Annotated in this window: 20 protein-coding genes; 19 read left to right on the top strand and 1 reads right to left on the bottom strand. The window is 43.2% G+C overall.

Annotated elements, in window-relative coordinates; all coding sequences use genetic code 11:
- The first annotated feature begins 47 nt into the window (after nucleotides 1-47).
- From ACYRYG_RS10105 to ACYRYG_RS10085, 5 genes are all read left to right on the top strand, one after another.
- Nucleotides 48-1,100 (top strand): glycosyltransferase, encoded by a 1,053-nt coding sequence (locus ACYRYG_RS10105; protein WP_293417496.1) that lies wholly within the window; start codon nucleotides 48-50, stop codon nucleotides 1,098-1,100.
- Nucleotides 1,101-1,523: 423 nt separating this feature from the next.
- Nucleotides 1,524-2,321: a hypothetical protein gene (locus ACYRYG_RS10100; RefSeq protein WP_293418204.1), complete on the top strand. Its 798-nt coding sequence runs from the start codon at nucleotides 1,524-1,526 to the stop codon at nucleotides 2,319-2,321.
- 51 nt (nucleotides 2,322-2,372) lie between these two features.
- The gene (locus tag ACYRYG_RS10095) at nucleotides 2,373-3,206 is read left to right on the top strand and encodes a LicD family protein (RefSeq protein WP_293418202.1); all 834 of its coding nucleotides are present in this window, start codon (nucleotides 2,373-2,375) and stop codon (nucleotides 3,204-3,206) included.
- Nucleotides 3,207-3,218: 12 nt separating this feature from the next.
- Complete coding sequence (locus ACYRYG_RS10090; RefSeq protein ID WP_293418200.1) at nucleotides 3,219-3,941, top strand: IspD/TarI family cytidylyltransferase; 723 nt, start codon at nucleotides 3,219-3,221, stop codon at nucleotides 3,939-3,941.
- A gap of 52 nt (nucleotides 3,942-3,993) precedes the next feature.
- A complete protein-coding gene (locus tag ACYRYG_RS10085; protein WP_294077163.1) occupies nucleotides 3,994-5,025 on the top strand; it encodes an NAD-dependent epimerase/dehydratase family protein in 1,032 nt (343 codons plus the stop codon).
- A 46-nt stretch (nucleotides 5,026-5,071) separates the two neighbouring features.
- On the opposite strand, the gene ACYRYG_RS10080 is transcribed toward ACYRYG_RS10085, so the two are convergent.
- Nucleotides 5,072-6,040, bottom strand: coding sequence for a glycosyltransferase (locus ACYRYG_RS10080; RefSeq protein WP_293442072.1), 969 nt, complete (start codon nucleotides 6,038-6,040; stop codon nucleotides 5,072-5,074).
- Nucleotides 6,041-6,132: 92 nt separating this feature from the next.
- Between ACYRYG_RS10080 and ACYRYG_RS10075 the strand changes: the two genes are divergently transcribed.
- The 14 genes from ACYRYG_RS10075 to ACYRYG_RS10010 all read left to right on the top strand — a co-directional run bounded on the left by ACYRYG_RS10075 (nucleotide 6,133) and on the right by ACYRYG_RS10010 (nucleotide 22,850).
- Entirely contained in the window at nucleotides 6,133-7,026 is an 894-nt protein-coding gene (locus ACYRYG_RS10075; protein WP_293418194.1) for a hypothetical protein, read from the top strand.
- A gap of 287 nt (nucleotides 7,027-7,313) precedes the next feature.
- A complete protein-coding gene (gene rplM, locus ACYRYG_RS10070) occupies nucleotides 7,314-7,775 on the top strand; it encodes a 50S ribosomal protein L13 (RefSeq protein WP_294077165.1) in 462 nt (153 codons plus the stop codon).
- A gap of 13 nt (nucleotides 7,776-7,788) precedes the next feature.
- Nucleotides 7,789-8,175 carry a 30S ribosomal protein S9 gene (rpsI, locus tag ACYRYG_RS10065; RefSeq protein ID WP_293418190.1) on the top strand — a complete coding sequence of 129 codons (387 nt, stop codon included), beginning with the start codon at nucleotides 7,789-7,791 and terminating at the stop codon, nucleotides 8,173-8,175.
- Nucleotides 8,176-8,396: 221 nt separating this feature from the next.
- Nucleotides 8,397-9,311, top strand: a complete 915-nt coding sequence (gene rpsB / locus ACYRYG_RS10060) for a 30S ribosomal protein S2 (RefSeq protein ID WP_293418188.1) — start codon at nucleotides 8,397-8,399, stop codon at nucleotides 9,309-9,311.
- Between the two features lie 100 nt (nucleotides 9,312-9,411).
- Entirely contained in the window at nucleotides 9,412-10,410 is a 999-nt protein-coding gene (gene tsf / locus ACYRYG_RS10055; RefSeq protein ID WP_293418186.1) for a translation elongation factor Ts, read from the top strand.
- Nucleotides 10,411-10,607: 197 nt separating this feature from the next.
- The gene (locus tag ACYRYG_RS10050; protein WP_293418184.1) at nucleotides 10,608-11,222 is read left to right on the top strand and encodes a fumarylacetoacetate hydrolase family protein; all 615 of its coding nucleotides are present in this window, start codon (nucleotides 10,608-10,610) and stop codon (nucleotides 11,220-11,222) included.
- A gap of 104 nt (nucleotides 11,223-11,326) precedes the next feature.
- The gene (ispF, locus tag ACYRYG_RS10045; RefSeq protein ID WP_293418182.1) at nucleotides 11,327-11,812 is read left to right on the top strand and encodes a 2-C-methyl-D-erythritol 2,4-cyclodiphosphate synthase; all 486 of its coding nucleotides are present in this window, start codon (nucleotides 11,327-11,329) and stop codon (nucleotides 11,810-11,812) included.
- A 457-nt stretch (nucleotides 11,813-12,269) separates the two neighbouring features.
- Nucleotides 12,270-13,538: a glycosyltransferase family 4 protein gene (locus ACYRYG_RS10040; RefSeq protein WP_293418180.1), complete on the top strand. Its 1,269-nt coding sequence runs from the start codon at nucleotides 12,270-12,272 to the stop codon at nucleotides 13,536-13,538.
- Nucleotides 13,535-14,311: a glycosyltransferase family 2 protein gene (locus tag ACYRYG_RS10035; protein ID WP_294077167.1), complete on the top strand. Its 777-nt coding sequence runs from the start codon at nucleotides 13,535-13,537 to the stop codon at nucleotides 14,309-14,311. The genes ACYRYG_RS10040 and ACYRYG_RS10035 overlap by 4 nt, the downstream gene beginning before the upstream one ends.
- A gap of 292 nt (nucleotides 14,312-14,603) precedes the next feature.
- Nucleotides 14,604-16,913: a family 78 glycoside hydrolase catalytic domain gene (locus ACYRYG_RS10030; RefSeq protein ID WP_460198073.1), complete on the top strand. Its 2,310-nt coding sequence runs from the start codon at nucleotides 14,604-14,606 to the stop codon at nucleotides 16,911-16,913.
- A 10-nt stretch (nucleotides 16,914-16,923) separates the two neighbouring features.
- The gene (locus ACYRYG_RS10025; protein ID WP_293418174.1) at nucleotides 16,924-18,012 is read left to right on the top strand and encodes a phosphotransferase enzyme family protein; all 1,089 of its coding nucleotides are present in this window, start codon (nucleotides 16,924-16,926) and stop codon (nucleotides 18,010-18,012) included.
- 232 nt (nucleotides 18,013-18,244) lie between these two features.
- Complete coding sequence (locus ACYRYG_RS10020) at nucleotides 18,245-20,278, top strand: beta-glucosidase family protein (protein WP_460198072.1); 2,034 nt, start codon at nucleotides 18,245-18,247, stop codon at nucleotides 20,276-20,278.
- 32 nt (nucleotides 20,279-20,310) lie between these two features.
- Nucleotides 20,311-21,471, top strand: coding sequence for a sialidase family protein (locus ACYRYG_RS10015; RefSeq protein WP_293418170.1), 1,161 nt, complete (start codon nucleotides 20,311-20,313; stop codon nucleotides 21,469-21,471).
- A gap of 32 nt (nucleotides 21,472-21,503) precedes the next feature.
- Nucleotides 21,504-22,850 (top strand): sigma-54-dependent transcriptional regulator, encoded by a 1,347-nt coding sequence (locus tag ACYRYG_RS10010; RefSeq protein WP_294075761.1) that lies wholly within the window; start codon nucleotides 21,504-21,506, stop codon nucleotides 22,848-22,850.
- The last annotated feature ends 10 nt before the right edge of the window (nucleotides 22,851-22,860 follow it).

The following is a 22,860-nucleotide window of genomic DNA, read 5'->3' as shown; positions in this document are numbered from 1 at the left end:
GCATTTTACTGTGTCTGATGTTCGGCCTTTTACTCGTTTTTAAGAATATGACAGTATATTATTATCATAATATTCCAGCTTCTGCATTTTATGAGAAATGGACTAAAGGGTTGCTCCCTGGACATCTGCTGTATGGTTCTACTCATCTTCCCGAACTGGGTATTCATGTGATCTATCACCGGCCTGTATTGACACCTTACCGGTGGAAATTGTCCTTACATACTGCCTGGACTTTGTGGCGTCGACGTAAAACGTATGATGCGGTGTATGCCACTACTTTTCGTGGTCTTGAAGTAATTATCTTCCTTCGGGCTTTCAGATTGTTCCCCCATCCTGTTATCTGTTGGCACCATCAGCCTGCCGTGACCGCTCATAATCCCATACGGGAGGCTTTGGCCAGAATCTTTTACAGAGGAATTGATGAGACTATTTTCTTTTCCCAAAAACTGGTAGATGATTCCTTGAAAACGAAAAAGATTCGTCCTGATCATGCTCATGTCGTACATTGGGGGGCTGACTTGGATTTTTATGATCGGTTGATGGCTTCTATGACAGGGATACATCATCAGGGATTTGTTTCTACCGGAAAGGAACATCGGGATATGACAACTTTAGTCCATGCCTTTAACCATACTTGTGCCTCGTTGGATATTTATATTTGTAGGATTGACAGGGGATTCAACTATGAACAACTGTTTGAGTCTTTATCCTTGCATTCTAATGTCCGGGTACATTATATTTCTGGTAATGTCATCAGTTCTCTTGCCCGAAAAGTCTACAGTTCTGCTTGTGCAGTCATTTGTTGCAAGGAGTCTGATTATACTGTCGGACTGACTACTGTAGTTGAGGCAATGGCGTTAGGGATACCTATGATCTGTAGCAGGAATGCTCAGATGCCTATGGATATAGAAAAAGAGGGATGTGGCATCATGGTGAACTATGGAGATGTGAAGGGTTGGATCAGGGCTGTTGAGTATATGTCTTCTCATCCTGAAGAAGCTGCAGAAATGGGAAAGAGGGGGCGCCTTCTGGCTGAAAGGTATTATAATGACCGAGTATGTGCAAGAGAGGTAGCTGAGATCTTACATCGGATCAATTGAACGGAATGAAGTGGTATAGCCATAGTCACAAAATAGTCATGGAGGAGTAAAATGCACCATTTTGGTACACCGAAATGCACCATAATGGTATACCATAATGCACCATTTCGGTAGGGCGAAATGCACCATTTTGGTCCTTGTGTTCTAAATCGTAAGAATCCGTGATTATGATTCTTATCGTTAAAACAACAACAATATTATTTGAACGATAATTGAAATTTATCTTTCATGTTTTAATTTTGTGAAAAATATAGATGTGTTTGAACTGATTATGAAGGAAATAATTTACATTTGTTTCTTAAATGTCATCAGAGTCAGAGAATGTGTCTACAGCATATTTATAATACGTTTTTTCACTTTTATGAGCGTAAAGACCTTTCTCGATGGGAACACCAACCGTCTTCTCATCCCGTGATTTATGGTATGTACCATATTTATTGTGATACCGGTTGGGAGAAATTGGTCAGTTTGCAGATGTCACATTTGAAAGCGAGCGGATTGTTCTTCAGGACTAAAAGGTTTTTTGTCAGCTGTATCACAGTTCATCCGGAGGATATTGAAAAACTGAAGATGATTATTCCTGATGATCGTTTACAGATCATATCAGTTTCTTCTGATGCTCATCTCTATGAATATCCGGCACTGGACTATATTAAAAGAAAGTGTGATGCCGGGGACTGTTATTTTTATTATTTTCATACCAAGGGAATATCTTATCATGCATCGAGAAAATCAGATTACCACTTTAAAAAATTTAAACGGAACGAAGAGGCCTGGAGAAACTTGATGGAATATTTCCTGATGGATAAATGGGAGGTGGCGGTAAATGTGTTGAATGAGGGCTACGATACATACGGTTCTTATCGCTATCCTCCACAGTATCCTCACCAACCTGGGCATTTCTATATGTATGCTGGGAATTTCTGGTGGGTACGTTCTGAATATGTGAGAAAATTGCAGGTAATCCGGAAGGACCAACGCGGTGATCGGTTTCTGGCTGAACGCTGGATATATCAACAACATCCTAGGGATTTCAGCGCTTTTGATACATGGGCCTTATTGTATAGTACTTATCTTCCGTCATCTGTTTACCGGCAATCACATTCTCCCCTTATGGACCGTTGCCATTTTATGATTTCTTTTAATTGGCAGAAGTTTCTGAGAAAAGTATTTGGATACCAGTATGGGAAACATAACAATGATAAGTTTCAGAAGGTATAGGATCTTTCAGAATTTTATACTATCTTTGCAACATATAATGAAAAAATACGGATGCTGAAGACCTATAATACAGGAGAAACTGAAGAGGATCTTCGAGAGAAATATAACCCCGAGGGTTCGGTGCTCAGGAGAGCACAATTGAGGATGCTCGATATGGCTGTATATCTGCAGCAGACTGCGCACAGGATAGGTGTTCCCTGTCGTCTGGATGGTGGTAATGTGCTGGGAGCACTCCGCCATGGTGGATTTATACCCTGGGATGATGATGTGGACTTTGTCGTTGCTCATAAGGATTTCAAACGTCTCTGCCGCTATCTGAAAGATCATCCGCATCCTCAGTATGTGTTGCAGGACAATGAGACGGATAAGGGATACTATAAGGAATGGGCTATGCTGAGGGACCTTAGAAGTCATACGGTGAGTCACGACGCTGATGAGAGTGCGGATCGCCGGTGTTTCGAAGCCCAGCACTTTAGCGGATTGCATATAGACATCTTCCCTTACGAAGACCACATGATTCCGGGACTGCAGAGGCTGGCTGGAAAATTGTCTGTGAATGTAAATTTGAGATTTGCGGGTGTCCATCCGCACATTGCCCAATTCTGTTATGATGGGCTTCACTATATTTTGTTTCCTGTATTTCGGCTTTTGGGGCATTTGTTCGGGAATTCTCAATCTTGTATGCATTCTTATGGGGCTTGGTTTTATGAACGGCACCCTAAAGAATGTATGGTCCCTCACCGGAACTTGTTATTTGAGGGGCATCTTTTTGAAGGGCCGGCTCAGCCAGAGCGTTTCTGCCGTATTGCTTATGGCAATTATATGGATCTTCCGCCGGTGGATAAGCGTGATCGCCATAAGGTGGACATCATTATTGATGAATAAAATGTGTTTCTTATGAATATAGCCGTTATTTTTGCTGGAGGATCGGGTGTCCGCATGCATACCAAGTCCAGACCCAAGCAGTTCCTGGACTTGAACGGGAAACCGATCATTATCTATACGCTGGAACTGTTTGATAATCATCCTCTGATTGATGCTATCGTGGTAGCTTGTATTGAGGAATGGATACCCTTTCTGAAAAAGCAATTACGGAAATTTGAAATTACTAAGGTCGCTAAAATTGTTCCTGGTGGGAGTACCGGGCAGGACTCAATTTATAATGGACTGAAGGCAGCCCAGGAAATCTCAGAGTCAGCGGATGATATTGTCCTTATTCATGATGGCGTGAGACCTTTGATTACTGAGGAAACGATTACGGATAATATTAATAAGGTGAAAGCGTGTGGATCTTGCATCACCTGTATTCCTGCCACGGAGACTTTTATCGTAAGGCAGAAAGATAATCTCCTCGAAATTCCGAAACGTTCTGATTCTTTAATCGCCAGGGCCCCACAGAGTTTTTATCTGAAAGATATTCTGGGTGCTCATCAAAGGGCAAGGAGTGAAGGACATCACGATTTCATAGATTCTTGTACGATGATGAGCTCTTATGGGTATAAACTTGGTACGATCATAGGACCTATGGAGAATATCAAGATTACTACCCCTACAGACTATTTCGTCTTGCGGGCCATGATTAAGGTACATGAGGATCAGCAGATATTCGGGATTCTTTAGTGGATGAAAATGAAAAAACGTGGATAGATAAGGACGTTGAATGCTTAAGGCTATGAATGCAACTCTAAAAGAAGACATCTCTGTGTTCGTTTCTCGTTTCCCTCTTTATGGGGAATTAAGGGATAAGTCTTTGACGATCACAGGTGCGACCGGACTATTGGGATCGTGTATGGTAAGGTGCTTGCTGGCCCTTAACGAGAAGTATGACCTCCAACTTCGGATTATTGCAGTGGTCAGAGATTTGGAGAAAGCTCAGCGTCTGTTTGGAGCGCCGGATCTTACCCTTTCTTATTATGTCTGTGATTTCGCCTCCCTTACTCCTTTTGCTCCTCCTCGTACGGACTATTTTATCCATTTTGCTAGTCCTACTGCATCAAGATATTTCGTGGAACATCCTGTCGAGACTTTGCAGACGGGAGTGAATGGAATTGAGAAGGTGCTGGATTTTGCACGGGAAAAGCCTTTGAGGTCGCTAGTCTATATCTCTTCCATGGAGGTTTATGGCTCGATATATGATGATCGTCAACCTTTGACGGAGGATGAACAAGGCTATCTTGATCCGATGTCGACGAGGAGTAGCTATCCTATGGCTAAGCGTACGGCAGAATGCTTTTGTCGTGCGTTTGCTGAGGAATATCATATTCCTGTGAAAGTTGCCAGATTGGCTCAGACTTTTGGCGCAGGTGTGTCGAAAGATGATCATCGGGTATTTGCCCAGTTTTCTCGGAATATCCTGCAAGGGAAGAATATCGTGCTCTATACGAAAGGTGAGGTTGGACACTGCTATTGTTATACGATGGATGCCATGAGTGGAATACTTTATATCTTGTTGCGTGGTGGAGACGGGGAGGCTTATAATGTGGCAAATGAGCAAACATATATATCAATAATTGATATGGCTGAATTTCTTTGCCGGGAGTTTGCACCTCAACTCAAACCTGTGATTGAACTAAAAGAAAATATGGGTTATCCTCCAACTACGAAATTACGTTTGTCAACTCACAAGATCCGGACTTTAGGGTGGAAACCTCAATATAGCCTGAAGACTATGTTTGAAAGACTGATGCAGTCTATGCAGGAATGATCGTTTATCTGGTGAGGCATACGGAGTTTATGCTTATAGTTGTCTTTTAGAAATGTGGCTTGCAGATATCGTACTGCACATTGTTATAAGAGAAGATAAGGGGATAGAAAAAACTTCTGATGATTCCACTGATTCCTTTTGCATTGCCATTATAATAAATGGTATGCCGGTGCTTCATGCAGAGCCAGCAGAGACGGAGTAGTGCAAAAAAATCCTTTTGTAACATTAAATGACTCATCTCGTGTGACAAGGGAAGGAAATCTTCTGAGGTTGAGGCATAGATATGACGGTAAAGTGATTTCCATGTGTCTTTTTGCTGGAGTGTGTGATAATTCCTTAATCCGTATAGATAGGGTTGATAGGTTAACTTGTGATTGAATTCCTTATGAAATCTTCTCTGTTCGGCCGCAACGGTAGAATTACTGTGCGTACGATGCCAGTTGAGAGGTTCATCGACCCTGATAATGCCGTGGTGGAGTTGTGCCTGGATCGCCAGACTCCAATCATAAGGAATATAATTTAACCAATTTCCCGGATCTTGTGCAAAATGACGCTCGAGGAGCATCGTGTGACCGGCAAAGGCATTGAAGAGAAGTGCTTCTGGGGTGTATTGCGGAGTCACATAGACACAATGGTCTGGGCTCGTACCGCGGTAGTGGCAGCAGAAACAGAGATCATGATCGCCGATAGCAGCCATTTGCTGTTCTAGTTTTTTCGGATACCAGACATCATCCTGATCGGATAAAGCAATATAGTCCCCTGTGGCTCTGGCTGTTGCGGTCTTGAAATTCTCGTTGAATCCTAATCTTCTTGGGTTTTGATAAAACTTGATGAAGGAGTGGGCTTTTGCAAAGGCTTCGCAGATGCTCGGTGTAGAGTCATCGGAACGGTCATCCTGGATAATCAATTCATATAAAGGATAGGTCTGTTTCAATATGGAATTGATTTGTTCCTGTATGTATTTCTCTCCATTATAGGTGCATAGGATGACGGAAATGGTTTGATTCTTGTTCATCTTGAAATTTATTTCGTGCAAATTTACAACTAAATCGTTGATGTTCAAAGAATAATGTGTATTTTTGTGCCCAAATTCAATTATTAGCAACGATGTCTCTGAAATCATTATACGATTCTGTTTTTCATGTTTATAAACGTTATGACCTGACTCCCTGGGATCGTCTGCCGAAGGATATTCCCCAGATATATGGTGTCTATCATATATTTTGTGCTCCGGGATGGCAGAGTCTGGTCAAAGATCAGATGGAGAGTTTGAGGTCTTCTGGGCTGTGGGCTGCCACGAAAAAGTTATTTGTCAGTTGTATTATCTCAAAAGACAGTGATATGGGGGAGCTTCGTTCTATCATGGGTCCTGATGAGAAATGGGAGGTTATTGCGGTAGGAAAAGATAAAACAAAGTTTGAATTTCCAGCGCTGAATTTCATACAAGGTTTCTGCAGAGATCATAAATGCCTGGTCTACTATTTCCATACCAAGGGAATCTCGCTCATGTCAACAACAAATCATTCACGAGACTATCGGAAATTTAAACGCAATGTAACGGCATGGCGCAAGATGATGGAATATTTCGTTTTTGATAGATGGCAAGTAGCCGTTAATGTCTTAATGGAGGGGTATGATACTTATGGAACTTTAAAGTTGGATCCCCCTTATACCCGTCATTCTCATTATTCCGGTAATTTTTGGTGGGCTCGTTCTGAATATCTGACTCAGTTGGCTGTACTGGATGAAAAAAAGAGAAAGGATCGCTTTAAGGCAGAAATGTGGATCCTAAGTGGCAGGGGACGGTTCTTCAGTACATTTGACAATAAGACAAGTTTGTATGGAATTTATATGCCAAAGCAACTTTATCTTTCGTGCCATCCTACTTCGTTAAATAAGTTGAGATTTATCATGTCTTATAATGTTGATAAGTTAAACCGTCATCTGGTTGATGCGGAGTTGGATAAGAAGAAAGTGGATAAGTATCGTACGAATGGCTGATTATCATAAATAAAGTTAATAACACTTAATTAGTTATGAGCTTTAGCTAATCATGAAAGATCATTAAAAATAAATTATGTACCTTTGCAAACTGATTATTCGGGGGTACACTTAGGATTCCCGGGCGTTTTCGTGTTAATAATGGCAGTTTTGGCCGATTGCCATAGTTGGAGAATCGATTGCGCAGCAGCGAACCACCTTGCAATATCTCTTTTAGACTGGGGATTTGCAGGGCACGCTGAATAGATCATAATTTAAGTTTTTTAGTAGTAAATTTAAAAATTAAAATGGACACATTAAGTCTCAGAACTGTTTCTGCTAATAAGGAAACAGTGAAGAAAGAGTGGGTCGTGGTAGATTGCACGGGTCAGATCGTAGGTCGGCTCTGTACAAAAGTTGCTAAACTGCTCCGTGGAAAGTACAAACCCAACTTTACACCTCACGTTGATTGTGGTGATAATGTTATTTTAGTCAATGCTGATAAAGTTGTTTTCTCGGGTAAGAAAGAGACGGATAAGGTTTATATTCGCTATACTGGTTATCCGGGTGGTCAGCGGTTCTCTAATCCTGCTATGTTGCGCAAACGTTCGGGGGGAACTGACAAACTCCTCCGTCATGCCGTAAAAGGTATGCTTCCTAAGGGTCGTTTGGGCCGTGCCTTAATGGATAATCTTTATGTTTATGAAGGCCCTGAGCATGATAAAGAGGCTCAGAAACCGAAGAAAATCGATATTAATCAGTACAAATAATTAGGAAATCAAGATGGAAGTAATAAATGCAATCGGTCGCCGTAAGAGTTCTATTGCTCGTATCTACGTGAAGGAAGGAACCGGTAAGATTATAATCAATAAAGAAGATATTGAAAAATATTTTCCATCAAATATCCTTCGTTATGTCGTTCTACAACCGCTGAAACAGTTGGATGCTGATGGAAAGTATGATATTCAGGCTAATATCTTTGGGGGCGGTTTTACAGGTCAGAGTCAGGCTTTACGCCTCGCTATCGCCCGTGCGCTGGTAAAGATAAATGCTGATGATAAAAAGGCCTTGAAGGATGCAGGCTTTCTTACTCGTGACAGCCGTGAGGTTGAACGTAAGAAACCAGGACGTCCAAAGGCTCGCCGCCGCTTCCAGTTCAGCAAGCGTTAAACTTTCTATGCCGGCACAATATCCCCTTTTATGCCGGGGAAAGGTTTGAACTAAAGTTTAGTATCCAAATCGGCTGGATTCGTATGGAAGTGGCTCCATTTAACTATTTGAAAATAGACAGGAACTGATTTATCGGAATTTCATTCCCCGACTACCAGACGGTTGTTTCTAACAAGAAAAGAATTAACAAGGAAAGTAAACAATTTAATATTACTAAGAAAATGTCAAGAACTACATTTGACCAGTTACTCCAGGCAGGTTGTCATTTCGGACACCTCCACAGAAAGTGGAACCCCGCAATGGCTCCTTATATCTTTATGGAACGTAATGGTATCCATATTATTGACCTCAATAAGACAGTGGCTAAAATTGATGAAGCTGCTGAGGCTTTAAAGGGTATTGCTAAATCTGGAAAGAAAATCCTGTTCGTCGCTACTAAAAAACAGGCCAAAGATATCGTAGCTGAAAAAGCTGCATCTGTCAATATGCCTTATGTTGTTGAACGTTGGCCGGGCGGTATGCTCACTAACTTCCCGACTATCCGTAAGGCTGTGAAAAAAATGGCGAACATTGATAAACTGATGAATGATGGCACTTTTGCTAATTTGTCTAAGCGTGAACTTCTGCAGATTACACGTCAGCGTGCTAAACTGGAGAAAAATCTCGGCTCTATCGCTGACCTGACTCGTCTGCCTAGCGCATTGTTCGTGATTGATGTGCTCAAGGAGCATATCGCTGTCAGGGAGGCTAATCGCCTGGGTATTCCCGTGTTCGGTATTGTTGATACTAACTCTGATCCTCGTGATATTGATTACGTTATTCCTGCAAATGATGACGCTAAAGATTCTATAGAGGTTATTTTGAATGCTGTTTGTGGCGCTATTGCTGAAGGCCTTGAAGAACGTAAGGTTGAAAAGGCTGATGAAAAGGCTGCTGCTGAGCAGAAGGAGGAAGTAGGTGAGAACCCAAGGCATGCTGCACGGAAAGCTCGTAAGAGTGAAGCTTCATCTGATGCTAAGGTAGAGAATGCCCCGCAGGAGGAGGCTTCTGTAAAAGAAGCTCCTGAGACGGAAGAAACTCTTAAGGCTGAAGCTGCGGCTCCTAAAACTGAAGAGCAAGCCCCTGCGGCTGAATAAAACGATAGGAGGTCCGAGTAATTCATGACGCATGGTCTTTCGCGTACATGATTATAAGGACCTTTTTTATTTTTTAATCATTTATAAAGGAGAAATTAAAATGAAGGTTTCGATTCAAGATATTCAGAAACTTCGTAAGATGACTGGTGCTGGCCTCGCAGATTGTAAAAAAGCTCTTGTTGAGGCTGAAGGCAGTATGGATAAAGCCATAGAACTTGTGCGTGAACGGGGGTTGGCCATCGCCGCTAAACGTTCTGATCGGGCAACTTCCAATGGTTGTATACTCGTTAAGAAAGTCCCGGGCTTTGCAGCTATGGTCGGCGTGAAATGTGAAACGGATTTTGTTGCTGCAGGAAAAGACTTTATCGCTATGGTGCAGGAAATACTTGATGCTGCCGTGGCTAATCGTTGTAAAACGCTTGAGGAAGTAAGACAACTGAAACTTTCTAGTGGAGATACTGCTGATCTGGCTGTGAAACATCGCTCTGGTATTACGGGTGAGCACATGGACCTGGATGGCTATAATTTTATCGAAGGTGATCATGTGTCTGTTTATGACCACATGAATAAGCACTTACTGGCTACGATGGTTCAACTGAATAAGGAAAATGAAGAGGCTGCTCATAAGGTGGCTATGCAGGTTGCTGCAATGAATCCTGTTGCTCTTGATGAAGCTCATGTGGCTCAGGAGGTTAAGGATAAAGAACTGGAAATAGCTGTCCAGAAGACGAAGGAGGAGCAAATTCAGAAAGCTGTTAATAACGCTTTGAAGAAGGCTGGATACAATCTCTATATTGCAGAGAGTGAGGAACATCTTAATGAGGGACTTTTGAAAAAGGAAATCACTGAAACGGATGCTGATGAGATCCGGAAAATTAAGAAAGAGGTGGCTGATCAAAAGGCTGCTCATTTACCTGAGCAGATGGTCCAGAATATCGCTAAGGGCCGCATGAATAAATTCTATAAGGAAAATTGCCTCGTAGATCAGGAATTCCAGTTTAGTGATGGTGATAAAATAAGTGTCTCAGACTGGCTTAAAAAACAGGATAGGGATCTTGAGATCGTAAATTTCAAACGCTTTACTTTGCTTGCTGAATAGTTCAGCATTTGTGATTGCGTTTTTGATATTGGGTCAGATGGGTGTTTCCTGTAATAATTAGGAGAACTTTATATCCACTGACTTGGATTATTATAGGGGGTGTCTGTCTTTTTGAAGAACAGGCACCTTTCCTTTTATCAACTTTTATTATCCTTTTTAAATGTGGACATTTCTATCTGTGTGTTATTTATCTTGACATGAAGATATTCGTAGTATTACACAATTATTCTGGCCATGATCAGGTGTCTTCTGGGACTTTGCGCTCGAAGGATCCCATCATATATCTGAAACCTGATTCTGCGTTGCTCAAGGATCATAAACCTTTTTTTGTTCCGGATAATTTGGGGGAGATCCGGTTTTGTGCAGAATTGGTGGTACGCATAAGCCGTTTGGGAAAATCTGTTCCTGCGCGCTTTGCACACCGCTATTATGATGCAGTGACTGTAGGGGTGAATTTTATTGCTGCTGATTTGCAAAAAAAATTGAGTGGGAAGGGATTACCTTGGGAAAAAGCAACAGGCTTTGACTGTTCTGCCGTTCTCGGTGATTGGACGGATAAGGAAAATTTTAGCAATGTTCAGACTCTTCGCTTTAGTTTGAAGGTCAATGACGGGTTGGCTCAGGAAAGTTATTCTTCTGATATGATCCATACAGTTGATGAACTTGTTTCTTCGGTCAGTACGAATTTTACACTGAAAACGGGTGATCTCCTCTTTACGGGATGCCCTGTAGAATTGATGCCTGCTCATATTAATGATCGTATTACCGGTTATCTGGAAGACCGCAAGGTGTTGGAATTCTATCAGAAATAGAATAGAATAATAGAGCTTGGGCGCAGAAGAGGGCATGAGCGGACGTAATCTTGAAATATAGAAAATGTTATGCTCCTTGTCAAGGAGAAAATTTGATAAAGATTATGAATATACGGGTTGGCTTTGGATATGATGTCCATAAATTGGTTGTGGAACGTGAACTTTGGCTGGGTGGAATTCGTATTGACTATGCCAAGGGATTGTTAGGACATAGTGATGCAGATGTCCTCATTCATGCGATTTGTGATGCTCTTTTGGGAGCGGCAAATTTGCGTGATATTGGTTATCAGTTTCCGGATACTGCTGCGTCTACACTGAATATTGACAGTAAAATCCTTCTTCGTAGGACAATGGACTTGGTACGGAAAAAAGGATATGCACTAGCTAATATTGATGCTACGGTTTGTGCGGAACAGCCTAAGTTAAACCCTTATATACCTGCTATGAAAACTTGTCTGGCTGGAGTTCTGAAGGCTGATGAAGATGATATTTCCTTGAAAGCTACTACTACTGAGCATCTTGGTTTTACGGGCCGTCAGGAAGGTATTTCTGCGTATGCGGTCGTTCTCATCGAAAAACAAATCGGATAAAGCTTAAAAATATTTGTCTCGTCCTGACTCAGGACAATATTTGGGCGGAACGGATATTGTCAATGTGTTCGCACACAAATAGTTGATTTATGTCAAGAAGAAGTGCAGATCACGAGAAAAGTATAGCTTATTCTTGTATAAGTAGAAAAAGCAGGCTATCTTTGCAAGTACAAAAAGGTTAATAGATTGTTTAGGTTAGTAGTAATAAATTTAGGTTTTTAGTTATTAGGTTTAAGGTAGATTTAAATGATTGTTTAACAGATAACAAAGGGAGTCGCGAGACTGTCTTTCGTTAAGAAAGATTTTTTAGTTAAACATAGGCAGTACGCTGCAGCCCGATGAGGGTCGTAGCGTATTTTTTTTATGTTTTTTGCGTGCATTCTTTATTTTATTGCTATATTTGCATTTCAGGAGTCTGCTGTTGCAGGTCACCTCTCAATGTAAAGGATTCATTACTATGCGAGTTCTGATTGTAAACACGAGTGAGCGGATCGGGGGAGCTGCTGTCGCAGCTAATCGATTGATGGATGCACTTAACAACAATGGCGTTAAAGCAAAGATGCTGGTACGTGATAAGGAAACAGATGATATTACTGTGGCTCATCTGCCCCATTATGGGAACAGGAGTTTCCTGTGGGAACGGTGGTGCGTCTATTGGCATTTGCATTTTTCTAAAAATCATCTTTGGGATATTGATATTGCTAATGCGGGGACAGACATAACAAAATTGAGAGAATTTAAGGAGGCTGATGTCATCCATCTCTCATGGGTGAACCATGGTATGTTGTCTTTAAAAGATATAAAGAAAATTGTTTTAAGTGGTAAACCCGTTGTATGGACGATGCATGATTTCTGGCCTGCTGCAGGCATTTGCCATTATACGCATGGTTGTACACACTTTCAGACTTCTTGCCATCATTGTCCTCTGTTGCCGCATGGTGGCTCTGACCGTGATCTGTCTAATAAGATTTGGAGAAGGAAGCAGGCAATATTAAAATTAGGAAATATTTATTTCGTGGCTTGCAGCAAATGGCTTAGAAATCAGGCTGAGCAGAGTGCCCTTCTTACAGGACAAAGTCTGACCGATATTCCCAATCCTATTGATACTCGGGTCTTTACTCCTTTGGATAAGAAAACATCTCGTCTAAGAGTGGGGTTGCCTGCAAATAAAAAACTGATCCTGTTCGTTTCTCAAAGGGTTACTGATAAGCGAAAAGGAATGTCCTATTTTATTGCCGCAATCCAGAAACTCGTGGAGAAGTATCCGGCAGCAAAGCAAAAGATGGGTATTGTCATCCTAGGAGGCCATTCAGAAGAGATTGTTGGAAAGTTACCTCTTCCGGTCTTTCCGCAAGGCTATGTCAACGATGAGAAAAAGATAGTGGATATTTATAATTCGGTGGATACTTATGTCTTACCTTCTCTTGAGGATAACTTGCCGAATACGATCATGGAAGCCATGTCCTGTGGAATCCCTTGTGTAGGCTTTCGGGTAGGGGGAATTCCGGAAATGATAGATCATCAGAAGAATGGGTACGTAGCTAATTATAAAGATATAGATGATCTGGCCGAAGGAATTTATGCGATACTTTCGGAGCCTGATCAGAGTGCAATTCGTCAAGATTGCCGGCATAAGGTGGAATTAAATTATTCGCAACATGCTGTAGCTATGAAGTATATAGAAATTTATGATCAGGTCAGAGCTTTTAAGCATTATCGCCTATGATTACATTTACGGTCATTACGTGTACTTATAATGCTCAGGCCGTAGTGAAAAAAACGCTGAGGAGTGTACTCAGGCAGACTTATCGAGGCGTTGAGCATCTTATTATTGACGGTGCCTCTATAGATGGTACTTTGGCAATGGCCAGAAACTATCAGTATGCCAATGATAAGGAACGGACAGGACATATAGTAAGGATCACTTCTGAGAAAGATAAGGGGCTTTATTTTGCAATGAATAAAGGTCTGCAACAGGCCCAAAATGATTATCTCGTGTTTTTGAATGCAGGGGATACTTTTCCTTCTGATGATACTTTAGATCGGATTTCTTTAAGTGTTGGGGAAAGAGAAGATCTTCCTGGTGTACTTTATGGGGATACGGATATCGTAGATAGTGATGGTAATTTCTTGCATCATCGCCGATTATGTCCTCCGGAGCATCTCTCCTGGAGAAGTTTTAAATGGGGCATGCTAGTGTGTCATCAGTCATTCTATGCTTTAACTAAAATAGCAAGAGATATTCCTTATAATACCGATTATCACTATTCGGCTGATGTAGACTGGTGCATTCGAGTCATGAAAGAATGTGAAAAAAGAAAATTGAAATTAAGAAATGTCCATGGCGTCGTAACTCATTATCTGTCCGAAGGGTTAACGACTAAAAATCATAAAGCATCATTGAAGGAACGATTCCGGGTGATGAGAAGTCATTATGGATTATTCACTACGTTATGGGTTCATTTTTGCTTTGCTTTTCGTGCTTTCTATAAACGTTGAATGAAAAGAAGGATGGATGAGCATCTGGTGTCTGGCCATTAGGAGCTCATAATGATGCTTTGTACTACTTTACGAAGTTAAATGAAGCAAATGTTTATACTTTGCATCTCGGAACAGTTAGGTAGTTAGCGTATAGCATTCAATCTGTGTAGGACTTTATATGTTCCGGTTTCGTGAATAATTTGTCCTGTCTTTATTTCGAATCTTCAGACTTTTTTCATATCTTTGCTTTGAAATCCTTTGTGAGTTTTAAAGAGATATTATGAACTGTAGAAAGATAATTTTGTCCTTTATGGTATTTGCGCTATGCTCGGTTTTGGGTCGGGCAAAAGGTATTACGGTTTCCCGGCCTTATGGCTTAATGACCGATTTACTGGCTCATACTGAACTGACATGGCAAAATGGTCATTTGACAAGATATTCAGTAGGGGAAACGCAGAAATTGAAAGGTCCATTTCAGTATGCTGAGATCAGATCATTAAAACCGCGGTTCAGTTGGATTGTAAATGGGGAAAAAGCAAACACTTCTCAATCAGCCTATCAGATTGTAGTGTTGGACAATGACCAAGATGCCATATCTGATAAAACTCTGATGTGGAATAGTGGATGGGTCCATAGCCGTCAGTCGGTTGCAATTGTCTATCAGGGGAAGAGACTCCAACCGGATAGAACTTATTTCTGGAAGGTCAGGGATCGTACGGATACGGACGGTAAGAGTGCCTGGTCTGATTTGAAAGCCTTCCGTACGGCTGCATCACTTTCTGATTCTTCCGTGTCCTGTTATCCATTGGTGAAGACAAAGGAATATCCTGAATCGTTGACTCGTCTGGGAGCGGATGTCTTTTTAGCGGATTTTGGCCGGGATGCTTTCGGACAAATTTCTTTGAACATCTATTCAGACCAGGGAACCGATACGGTGCTTGTCCGTCTGGGTGAATGCCTGGCTGATGGTAGGGTGAACCGTCATCCTGAGGGTACGGTCCGTTATGAAGAGTATAAACTGCCCTTGAAGAAGGGGCGGCAGATCTATTCCGTCATAATCGTTAAAGACCGGCGGAACACTTCCGGAAGTGCCATACCGATGCCGGATTATATCGGCCAGGTATTGCCGTTCAGATACTGTGAGATTGAGGGCAAAGGCTTTCATCTGAAGAGAAAGGATGTCGTGCGTGAAGTGGTCCATTATCCTTTTAATGATGACGCTTCCTCCTTCAGATGCAATGATGACACATTGAACCAGATTTATGATTTGTGCAAATATTCAATAAAAGCTACTTCTTTCGCCGGTATTTATGTGGATGGGGACAGGGAGCGTACACCTTATGCTGCGGATACTTATATCAATCAGCTGGGACACTACGGTGTCGATCGTGAATATTCGATGGCCCGTCGTACTTATAAATATATTTTGAATCATCCTACCTGGCCTACGGAATGGGTCTTGCAGACGGCCTTGATTGCTTGGAACGATTATCTGTATACGGGTGACAACCGTATGCTTTGGTCTACTTATCAGCAGTTGAAACCTGATCTCTTGACGACTTTGCAGGAACGGAACGGGCTGATCAGTACCACAACGGGATTACAGACACCGGAGTTCCTTGCATCCATAAAATCTAAAGGAAAGATCAAGGATATTGTGGACTGGCCGAGTAGGGGAAAAGGTTTGAATGAAAAAGACGGTGGCGAAACGGATGGATTTGTTTTTACAGACTATAATGCTGTCGTTAATGCGTATTATGATGAGGGACTGAAAGTCATGTCGTACCTTGCACGTGCCCTTGGCAAGGATAAGGAGTCCCAAAAGTATTTACAGCAGGCGGAAAGTGTTGGACTACTTTTTAATCATTCGTTCTGGAATAAGGATAAAAATTGTTATCAGGATGGGCTGACGACTTCTCATGCCTCTCTTCATTCCAATATCTTTCCACTGGCTTTCGGGATCGTTCCAGAGGACAGGCAATGTTCCGTTGTTCGTTTTATTGAGTCACGGGGGATGGCATGCAGTGTCTATGGCGCACAGTTTCTTCTGGATGCTTTATATCATACTGGTGATGCTGATTATGCCTTGCATCTCCTGACGAAGACCGATGACCGGAGCTGGTATAATATGCTGAGGGCCGGGGCTACGATTACCATGGAGGCATGGGATCAGAAATACAAGCCTAATCAGGACTGGAATCATGCCTGGGGGTGTGCTCCTGCAAATGTGATTCCAATGAAATTGCTGGGTGTACAACCATTATTACCTGGCTTTAGTGAGGTGAGCATCAAACCCCAGATTGGTGATCTGAAGTGGGTTGAGGCTTTGGTGCCAACGATCAGAGGGGGCATCCGTATGCGTGTTGAAAACAAAAAGAATGGTTATCATTTGCAGTTTACCCTTCCTGCAAATATGCAGGCAAAAGTTTATCTGCCTTTTTCTTTCCGTGGATACAGCGTAAAGGATAATGGAAGGAAGATATATCCCGTGTCCGGTCATGATCAGGGACCTTTCCTGTATTTTGGAACGGTTGGCTCTGGCTTCCATCAGTTTACGGCCTTGCCTGAGAAGGGGAGGGGACAGAATTGTCAATCCGTTCACCGCGATAATAAACCTTAAAGATCATATTATGGAACAATCATTTAATAGTATTATCGGGCATTTTGCCTTGAAGGGTACTCCTGTAGAGGTCAGACCCTTGGGAGAAGGACTCATCAATGATACTTACAAGGTGTCGACTTCGGATAGTCAGACTCCGGATTATGTCTTGCAGCGTATCAATCATCAGGTCTTTAGTGATGTGGATCTGCTGATGCACAATATTGAAGTAGTCACTACTCATATCCGTCACAAACTCGAAACTCAGGGGGTAACCGATGTTGACAGGAAGGTGCTTACTTTCATGCCTGCTACTGATGGGAAGTGCTATTTTAAATCTTCTGATGGGAAATACTGGAGGATGATGATCTTTATCTCCCATGCAAAAACCTATGATACTGTAACACCCGGATATGCCTTTCAGGCTGGAAAAGCCTTTGGACATTTCGAGAGTATGCTTATTGATATTCCTGAACATCTCGGGGAAACTATTCCTGATTTTCATAACATTGAACTCCGGATACGACAGTTGCATGATGCGGTGAATGCTGATGTGAAGGGTCGTGTGGACGAGGTGAGACCAATGATAGAAATGCTGGAGAAGGATCAGTATCGTATGTGCAGGTCTGAACGTTTATATAGGCAGGGCCTGCTTCCTAAACGTATCTGCCATTGTGACACGAAGGTGAACAATATGATGTTTGACGAGAACGGTAATGTTCTTTGCGTGATCGATCTGGATACCGTCATGCCAAGTTTCGTGTTTTCTGATTATGGTGATTTCCTTCGTACCGGTGCTAATTTTGTCGCAGAGGATGATCCGCAGATTGACCGTGTAGGATTTAATATGGAAATCTTCCGGTCATTTACCAAAGGGTATCTGGAGGGCACTGCTGATTTCCTGACGCAAACAGAGCGGGACAACTTGCCTTATGCGGCGGCTTTGTTCCCTTTCATGCAATGTGTCCGGTTCGTGACGGACTATATCAATGGGGATGTCTATTACAAGATTAAATATCCGAAGCATAACTTAATTCGCGCCAGGAACCAATGGGCTCTTTACCAGAGCGTGTGCCGTCATGAAAAGGAAATGATGGAGTATATCAATCAACTGGCATAGGGCGTGGAGCGTAACTCCATTTTGACACTTTTTTATTAATATTGTTGTATTTATTTAATTGCTCGTCATATATATGATTACATTTGGCACTTTAAAGTAATTTTCGTAATTTTGAGTTTGAAAAAGAAATGCCAGAAGGACTGCCGGTTGCTTGAAGGACAGGTCGTTATCCTGGTTTATCATGAGGTCTGAAGGAAGGGATGATTATCATGTACTTAAAACATAGAGAATAATGAACGGATTTAAATTTTACAGTTTGGTTGCGTTGCTGGCTTTCAGCCCGGCGATGCTAATGGCCCAGAACCATATAGATTACCGGCAGCGTGCTGCAAGTGTGGTCAAAAAGATGACACTGGATGAGAAGATCTCACAGATGCATGGGACCAGTAACAAGAATGAATTCCGTATCGTTTTAGGAGTAAAAAGACTTGAGATTCCAGACATGCCTTTGTGCAATGGTCCTGCCGGGTTCGGCCCTGCCGGAAAGGGGCATGCCGGACCTGCCACAGCCCTGCCTGCGCCCATATCTCTGGCTGCCACGTGGGACCGGTCTGCTGCTTACCTGTATGGAAGGATAGAGGGGAGTGAATCGGCAGATTATGGAAATGTCCTGCTGGAAGCTCCTGATGTTAATATTGCAAGAACCCCCCATAACGGACGTACTTTTGAAGGGTTTGGAGAGGATCCTTTCCTGAGCGGGTCAATAGGCGCTGCAAATATCAGGGGCATACAAAAAGAAGGGGTAATGGCTAATGTAAAGCATTATGCTGCTAACAACCAGGAGAGTAACCGCTTTAAAATCAATGAAATCATTGGCGAGCGGACTCTTCGGGAAATCTATCTGCCTGCGTTCGAGATGGCTGTGAAGGATGGGAAGGTGGCCTCTGTCATGGCTGCCTATAATCAGGTAAACGGACACCATTGTACAGAGAACAACTTTCTGCTTAACCAGGTGCTGAGGAATGAATGGCACTTTACAGGCTTTGTTACTTCTGATTTTGGAGCGGTCCACAGTACGGTTCCTTGTGTGAAATATGGCCTGGATCTGGAACTTCCGGATGATAAATATTTTGGGCAGGCTCTGAAGAAAGCTGTAGAGGAGAAAGAGGTCTCGGAATCAGAACTGGATGCGAAGCTCATACGACGATTCAGTACGATGATGAGGTTTGGCGTCTGGGTCAAGAGCCCTCAGCGAAGGGCTATTCCTGCTGCAAATGCAGTAACTGCTAAAGTGTTGGGTGAAGAGGGGATGGTCCTGCTGAAAAATGACAAACATCTGTTGCCGCTCAGTAAAGACCGTATCCATAGTCTTGCCTTGATTGGCCCTTACACGGCAAAGGCTTCTACGGGTGGCGGGGGGAGTTCTCATGTGGAACCGATCCTGCAGGTCAACCCTGAAGATGGTATGCAGCAATTTCTTGGTAATGGGGTCAGAATATACAGATATAGCGGACTGGATGCTGACAGTGCGGTTGAGGTCGCCCGGAAGGCAGATGCCGTGATATTGGAACTTGGAGATCATCAGTCGGAAGGAAGCGATCATTCCATCAGTTTGGGAGATGCTCAGAATAATCTGGCTTCAGCTGTACTACAGGCTGATCCTGATGCCATTATCGTATTAAAGACTGGCGGTCCGGTACTGATGCCGTGGATAGGAAAGTGCAATGCTCTGTTGGAGGCGTGGTATCCCGGTGAAGAGGATGGCCTGGCTGTTGCAGAGATCCTGTTCGGGAAGGCTTGCCCTGGCGGGAAGTTGCCGGTCACGTTTCCTGAAAGTGATGAGGAGACTCCTATGCAGTCGGTGGCACAATACCCTGGAACGGGAATGGTGGCACAGTATTCAGAGGGTCTGTTCGTGGGCTATCGCTGGTATGATCAGAATAAGGTGAAACCTCTGTTTCCTTTCGGATATGGATTATCTTATACCCACTTTAAACTCTCGGGGATGAAAATGATCAGAAAGGGCAAAGGTGTGCAGGTTTCTTTAAAGGTGGAGAATACTGGAGACCGGGAAGGCTCAGAGGTGGTTCAGGTGTATGTCGGACTCCCTGCCCGTGTGGAGGATGCTCCCCAGCAACTGAAAGGTTTTTCCAGGGTGGAGCTGAAGGCAGGAGAATCCAGAATAATTATGATTCCATTGGACGAGCGTGCTTTCTCTTACTGGGACGTTGACCGTCATGGATGGAGAACACCTGAAGGCCGTATTAAGGTTTCAGTGGGTACCTCGTCACGCAACCTGGTGTGGAGTGAGTATGTCGGGAGATAAGGTCATGTCAGTTAATGTTGAGTATATAGAAGATGAAAATAAGTTCTTTCCTGGTCGGTATGCTGCTTTGTGTCCTTTCCGGCCAGATTCTTGCAGCGTCTCCTGTCGTTCCGGGAGTTGTCATTGACCATATCCCTAAGTCAACGGGGATTTTTATCGGATCTCCGAGTATCTGTCTGCTGCCAAATGGAGATTATATCGTTTCTCATGATGAGTTTGGTCCACATTCTTCAGAGTGGCAGGAGGCCATAACAGATGTCTTTTGCTCATCTGACAAGGGGAAGACCTGGAACCGGATTTCCCGTATTGAAGGCCAGTTCTGGTCTAATCTCTTTTATCATGATGGTGCATTGTATATTATGGGAACGAACAAGCATCATGGTAATCTGATCATCCGCCGTTCCACTGATGGCGGGAGAACGTGGACGATCCCGTATGATGCTGATCATGGCCTCTTGCTGGAGGGCGAATACCATACGGCTCCGGTTCCCATGGTCATCAGTCATGGCCGCCTCTGGCGGGCTGTGGAATATGCGACGGGGAAGAGTAATGCATGGGGCGTTCGCTACAGCGCCATGATGGTCTCTGCGCCGGTTCATTCTGATCTGTTGCATGCTGCTAATTGGCGCGCAACGAATCACCTGCCTTTTCAGAAAGATTATCTGAAGGGTTATTTCGGCGGATGGCTTGAAGGAAATGCGGTGAGGAATACAAACGGTGGAATCGTTGATATTCTTAGGGTGCATGCTCCTCAACTCCAGGATGAATATTGTGCCATGGTAAGGATTAGTAAAGACGGCAGGCACGCGGTATTCTTGCCTGATCATTTCTTCAAGATGCCGGGAGCTTCGAAGAAGTTTACTATCAGATATGATCCGGCATCACATCTATACTGGTCCATCGTAAATGACGTACCGGAAAAGATACCTGGCGTATCCACTGACCGGATCAGGAATACCTTGGCTCTCGTGTCATCTGAGGATCTGAAGAACTGGAAAGTGAACAGGATATTGCTGCATCATCCGGATCTGCTGACCCATGCTTTCCAATATGTGGACTGGCAATTTGATGACAGGGATATTATCTATGTGTCTCGTACTGCTTATGATGATGAGGAGGGAGGGGCATCCAGTTATCATGATTCCAATTTCCTTACCTTTCATAGAATAATGGATTTCAGGAAGAATCCTTGAGGGAGATCAGGAATCTCTATTAAAGAAGATGAATGTTTACAGATAAAAAACAATATCGTATTCTCATTGTGGAAGATGATCTGACTTATGCAACGATGCTCAAGACGTGGCTGGGTAAGCAGGGCTTTCAGGTGACAACGGCCGGTCAGGTGTCAAGGGCTTGTGCACTGATAGAAAAATCTCCCTTTGATCTCGTCCTTTCGGATCTCCGGCTCCCTGATCGGGACGGGACATCCTTAATATCCTGGCTGCAGCATAAGGGATATGCAATTCCGATTATCATTATGACTCGCTATGCTGATATTCGTGGGGCTGTACAAGCTATGAAGGATGGAGCTGTAGATTATATCGCTAAGCCCATTGTCCCAGATGAGTTGCTCAGGAAGATCCATGAGGCATTGGATCATTCGTCTGTCAGCGTCACGCAAAACCTTCAGCAACGACCTGATAAAAAAGTAAGTGTGGAGGATAGTGATTTCCTCGAGGGAGAAAGTGAACCTGCCCGCCGATTGTATGATTATGTCGCGTTGGTGGCTCCTACTCCGATGTCGGTGCTGATCAATGGTGCCAGCGGAACGGGGAAAGAGTATGTCGCTCATCGGATCCACCAGTTGAGCAAGAGGGCCGGCAAACCGTTTGTCCCCATTGACTGTGGGGCTATGCCTGATGAACTGGCGGCCAGTGAATTTTTCGGCCATGTAAAAGGTTCTTTTACGGGAGCTGTAATGGATAAGACTGGGGCCTTTGAGGCTGCTGACGGGGGCACACTCTTCCTGGATGAAATAGGGAATCTGAGTTATCATATTCAAGTTCAACTATTACGTGCTTTACAGGAGCATTGTATTCGTAAGATCGGTACGAATAAGGAGATTCAGGTCGATGTTCGTATCGTGTGTGCGACAAATGAAGATCTTCAGGAAGCTATCATGGAAGGCCGTTTCCGGGAAGATCTCTATCATCGAATTAATGAATTTACGTTGCGTATGCCTCCTCTTCGTGAACGTGGAGAGGATGTTCTGCTCTTTGCAAACTTCTTTCTCGATCAGGCAAACAAGGAACTTGGACGTTCCATCATGGGGTTTTCGCCGGAAGCTGCACAGGCCTTGCTCGCCTATTCATGGCCGGGAAATCTGCGCCAACTGAAAAATGTCGTTAAGAGGGCGGTATTGTTGACACGAGGGAAGATCATTAAGAATGATGTGCTGGATATGGAACAGTCACCTGAGGTAAAAGACCTGAGCTTGTATAGCGCTGACAGTGAGCGGAACCGTATAGAGGAGGCGTTGAGGCTTACCGGTAATCATAAAGGGAAGGCTGCTGCGATGTTGGGAATTGACCGTAAGACCCTCTATAACAAAATGAAAATGTATGGCATGTAATCTCCGGCAA

This window comes from Segatella asaccharophila, assembly GCF_054687055.1.
This window is presented reverse-complemented; position numbering and strand designations above follow the sequence as displayed.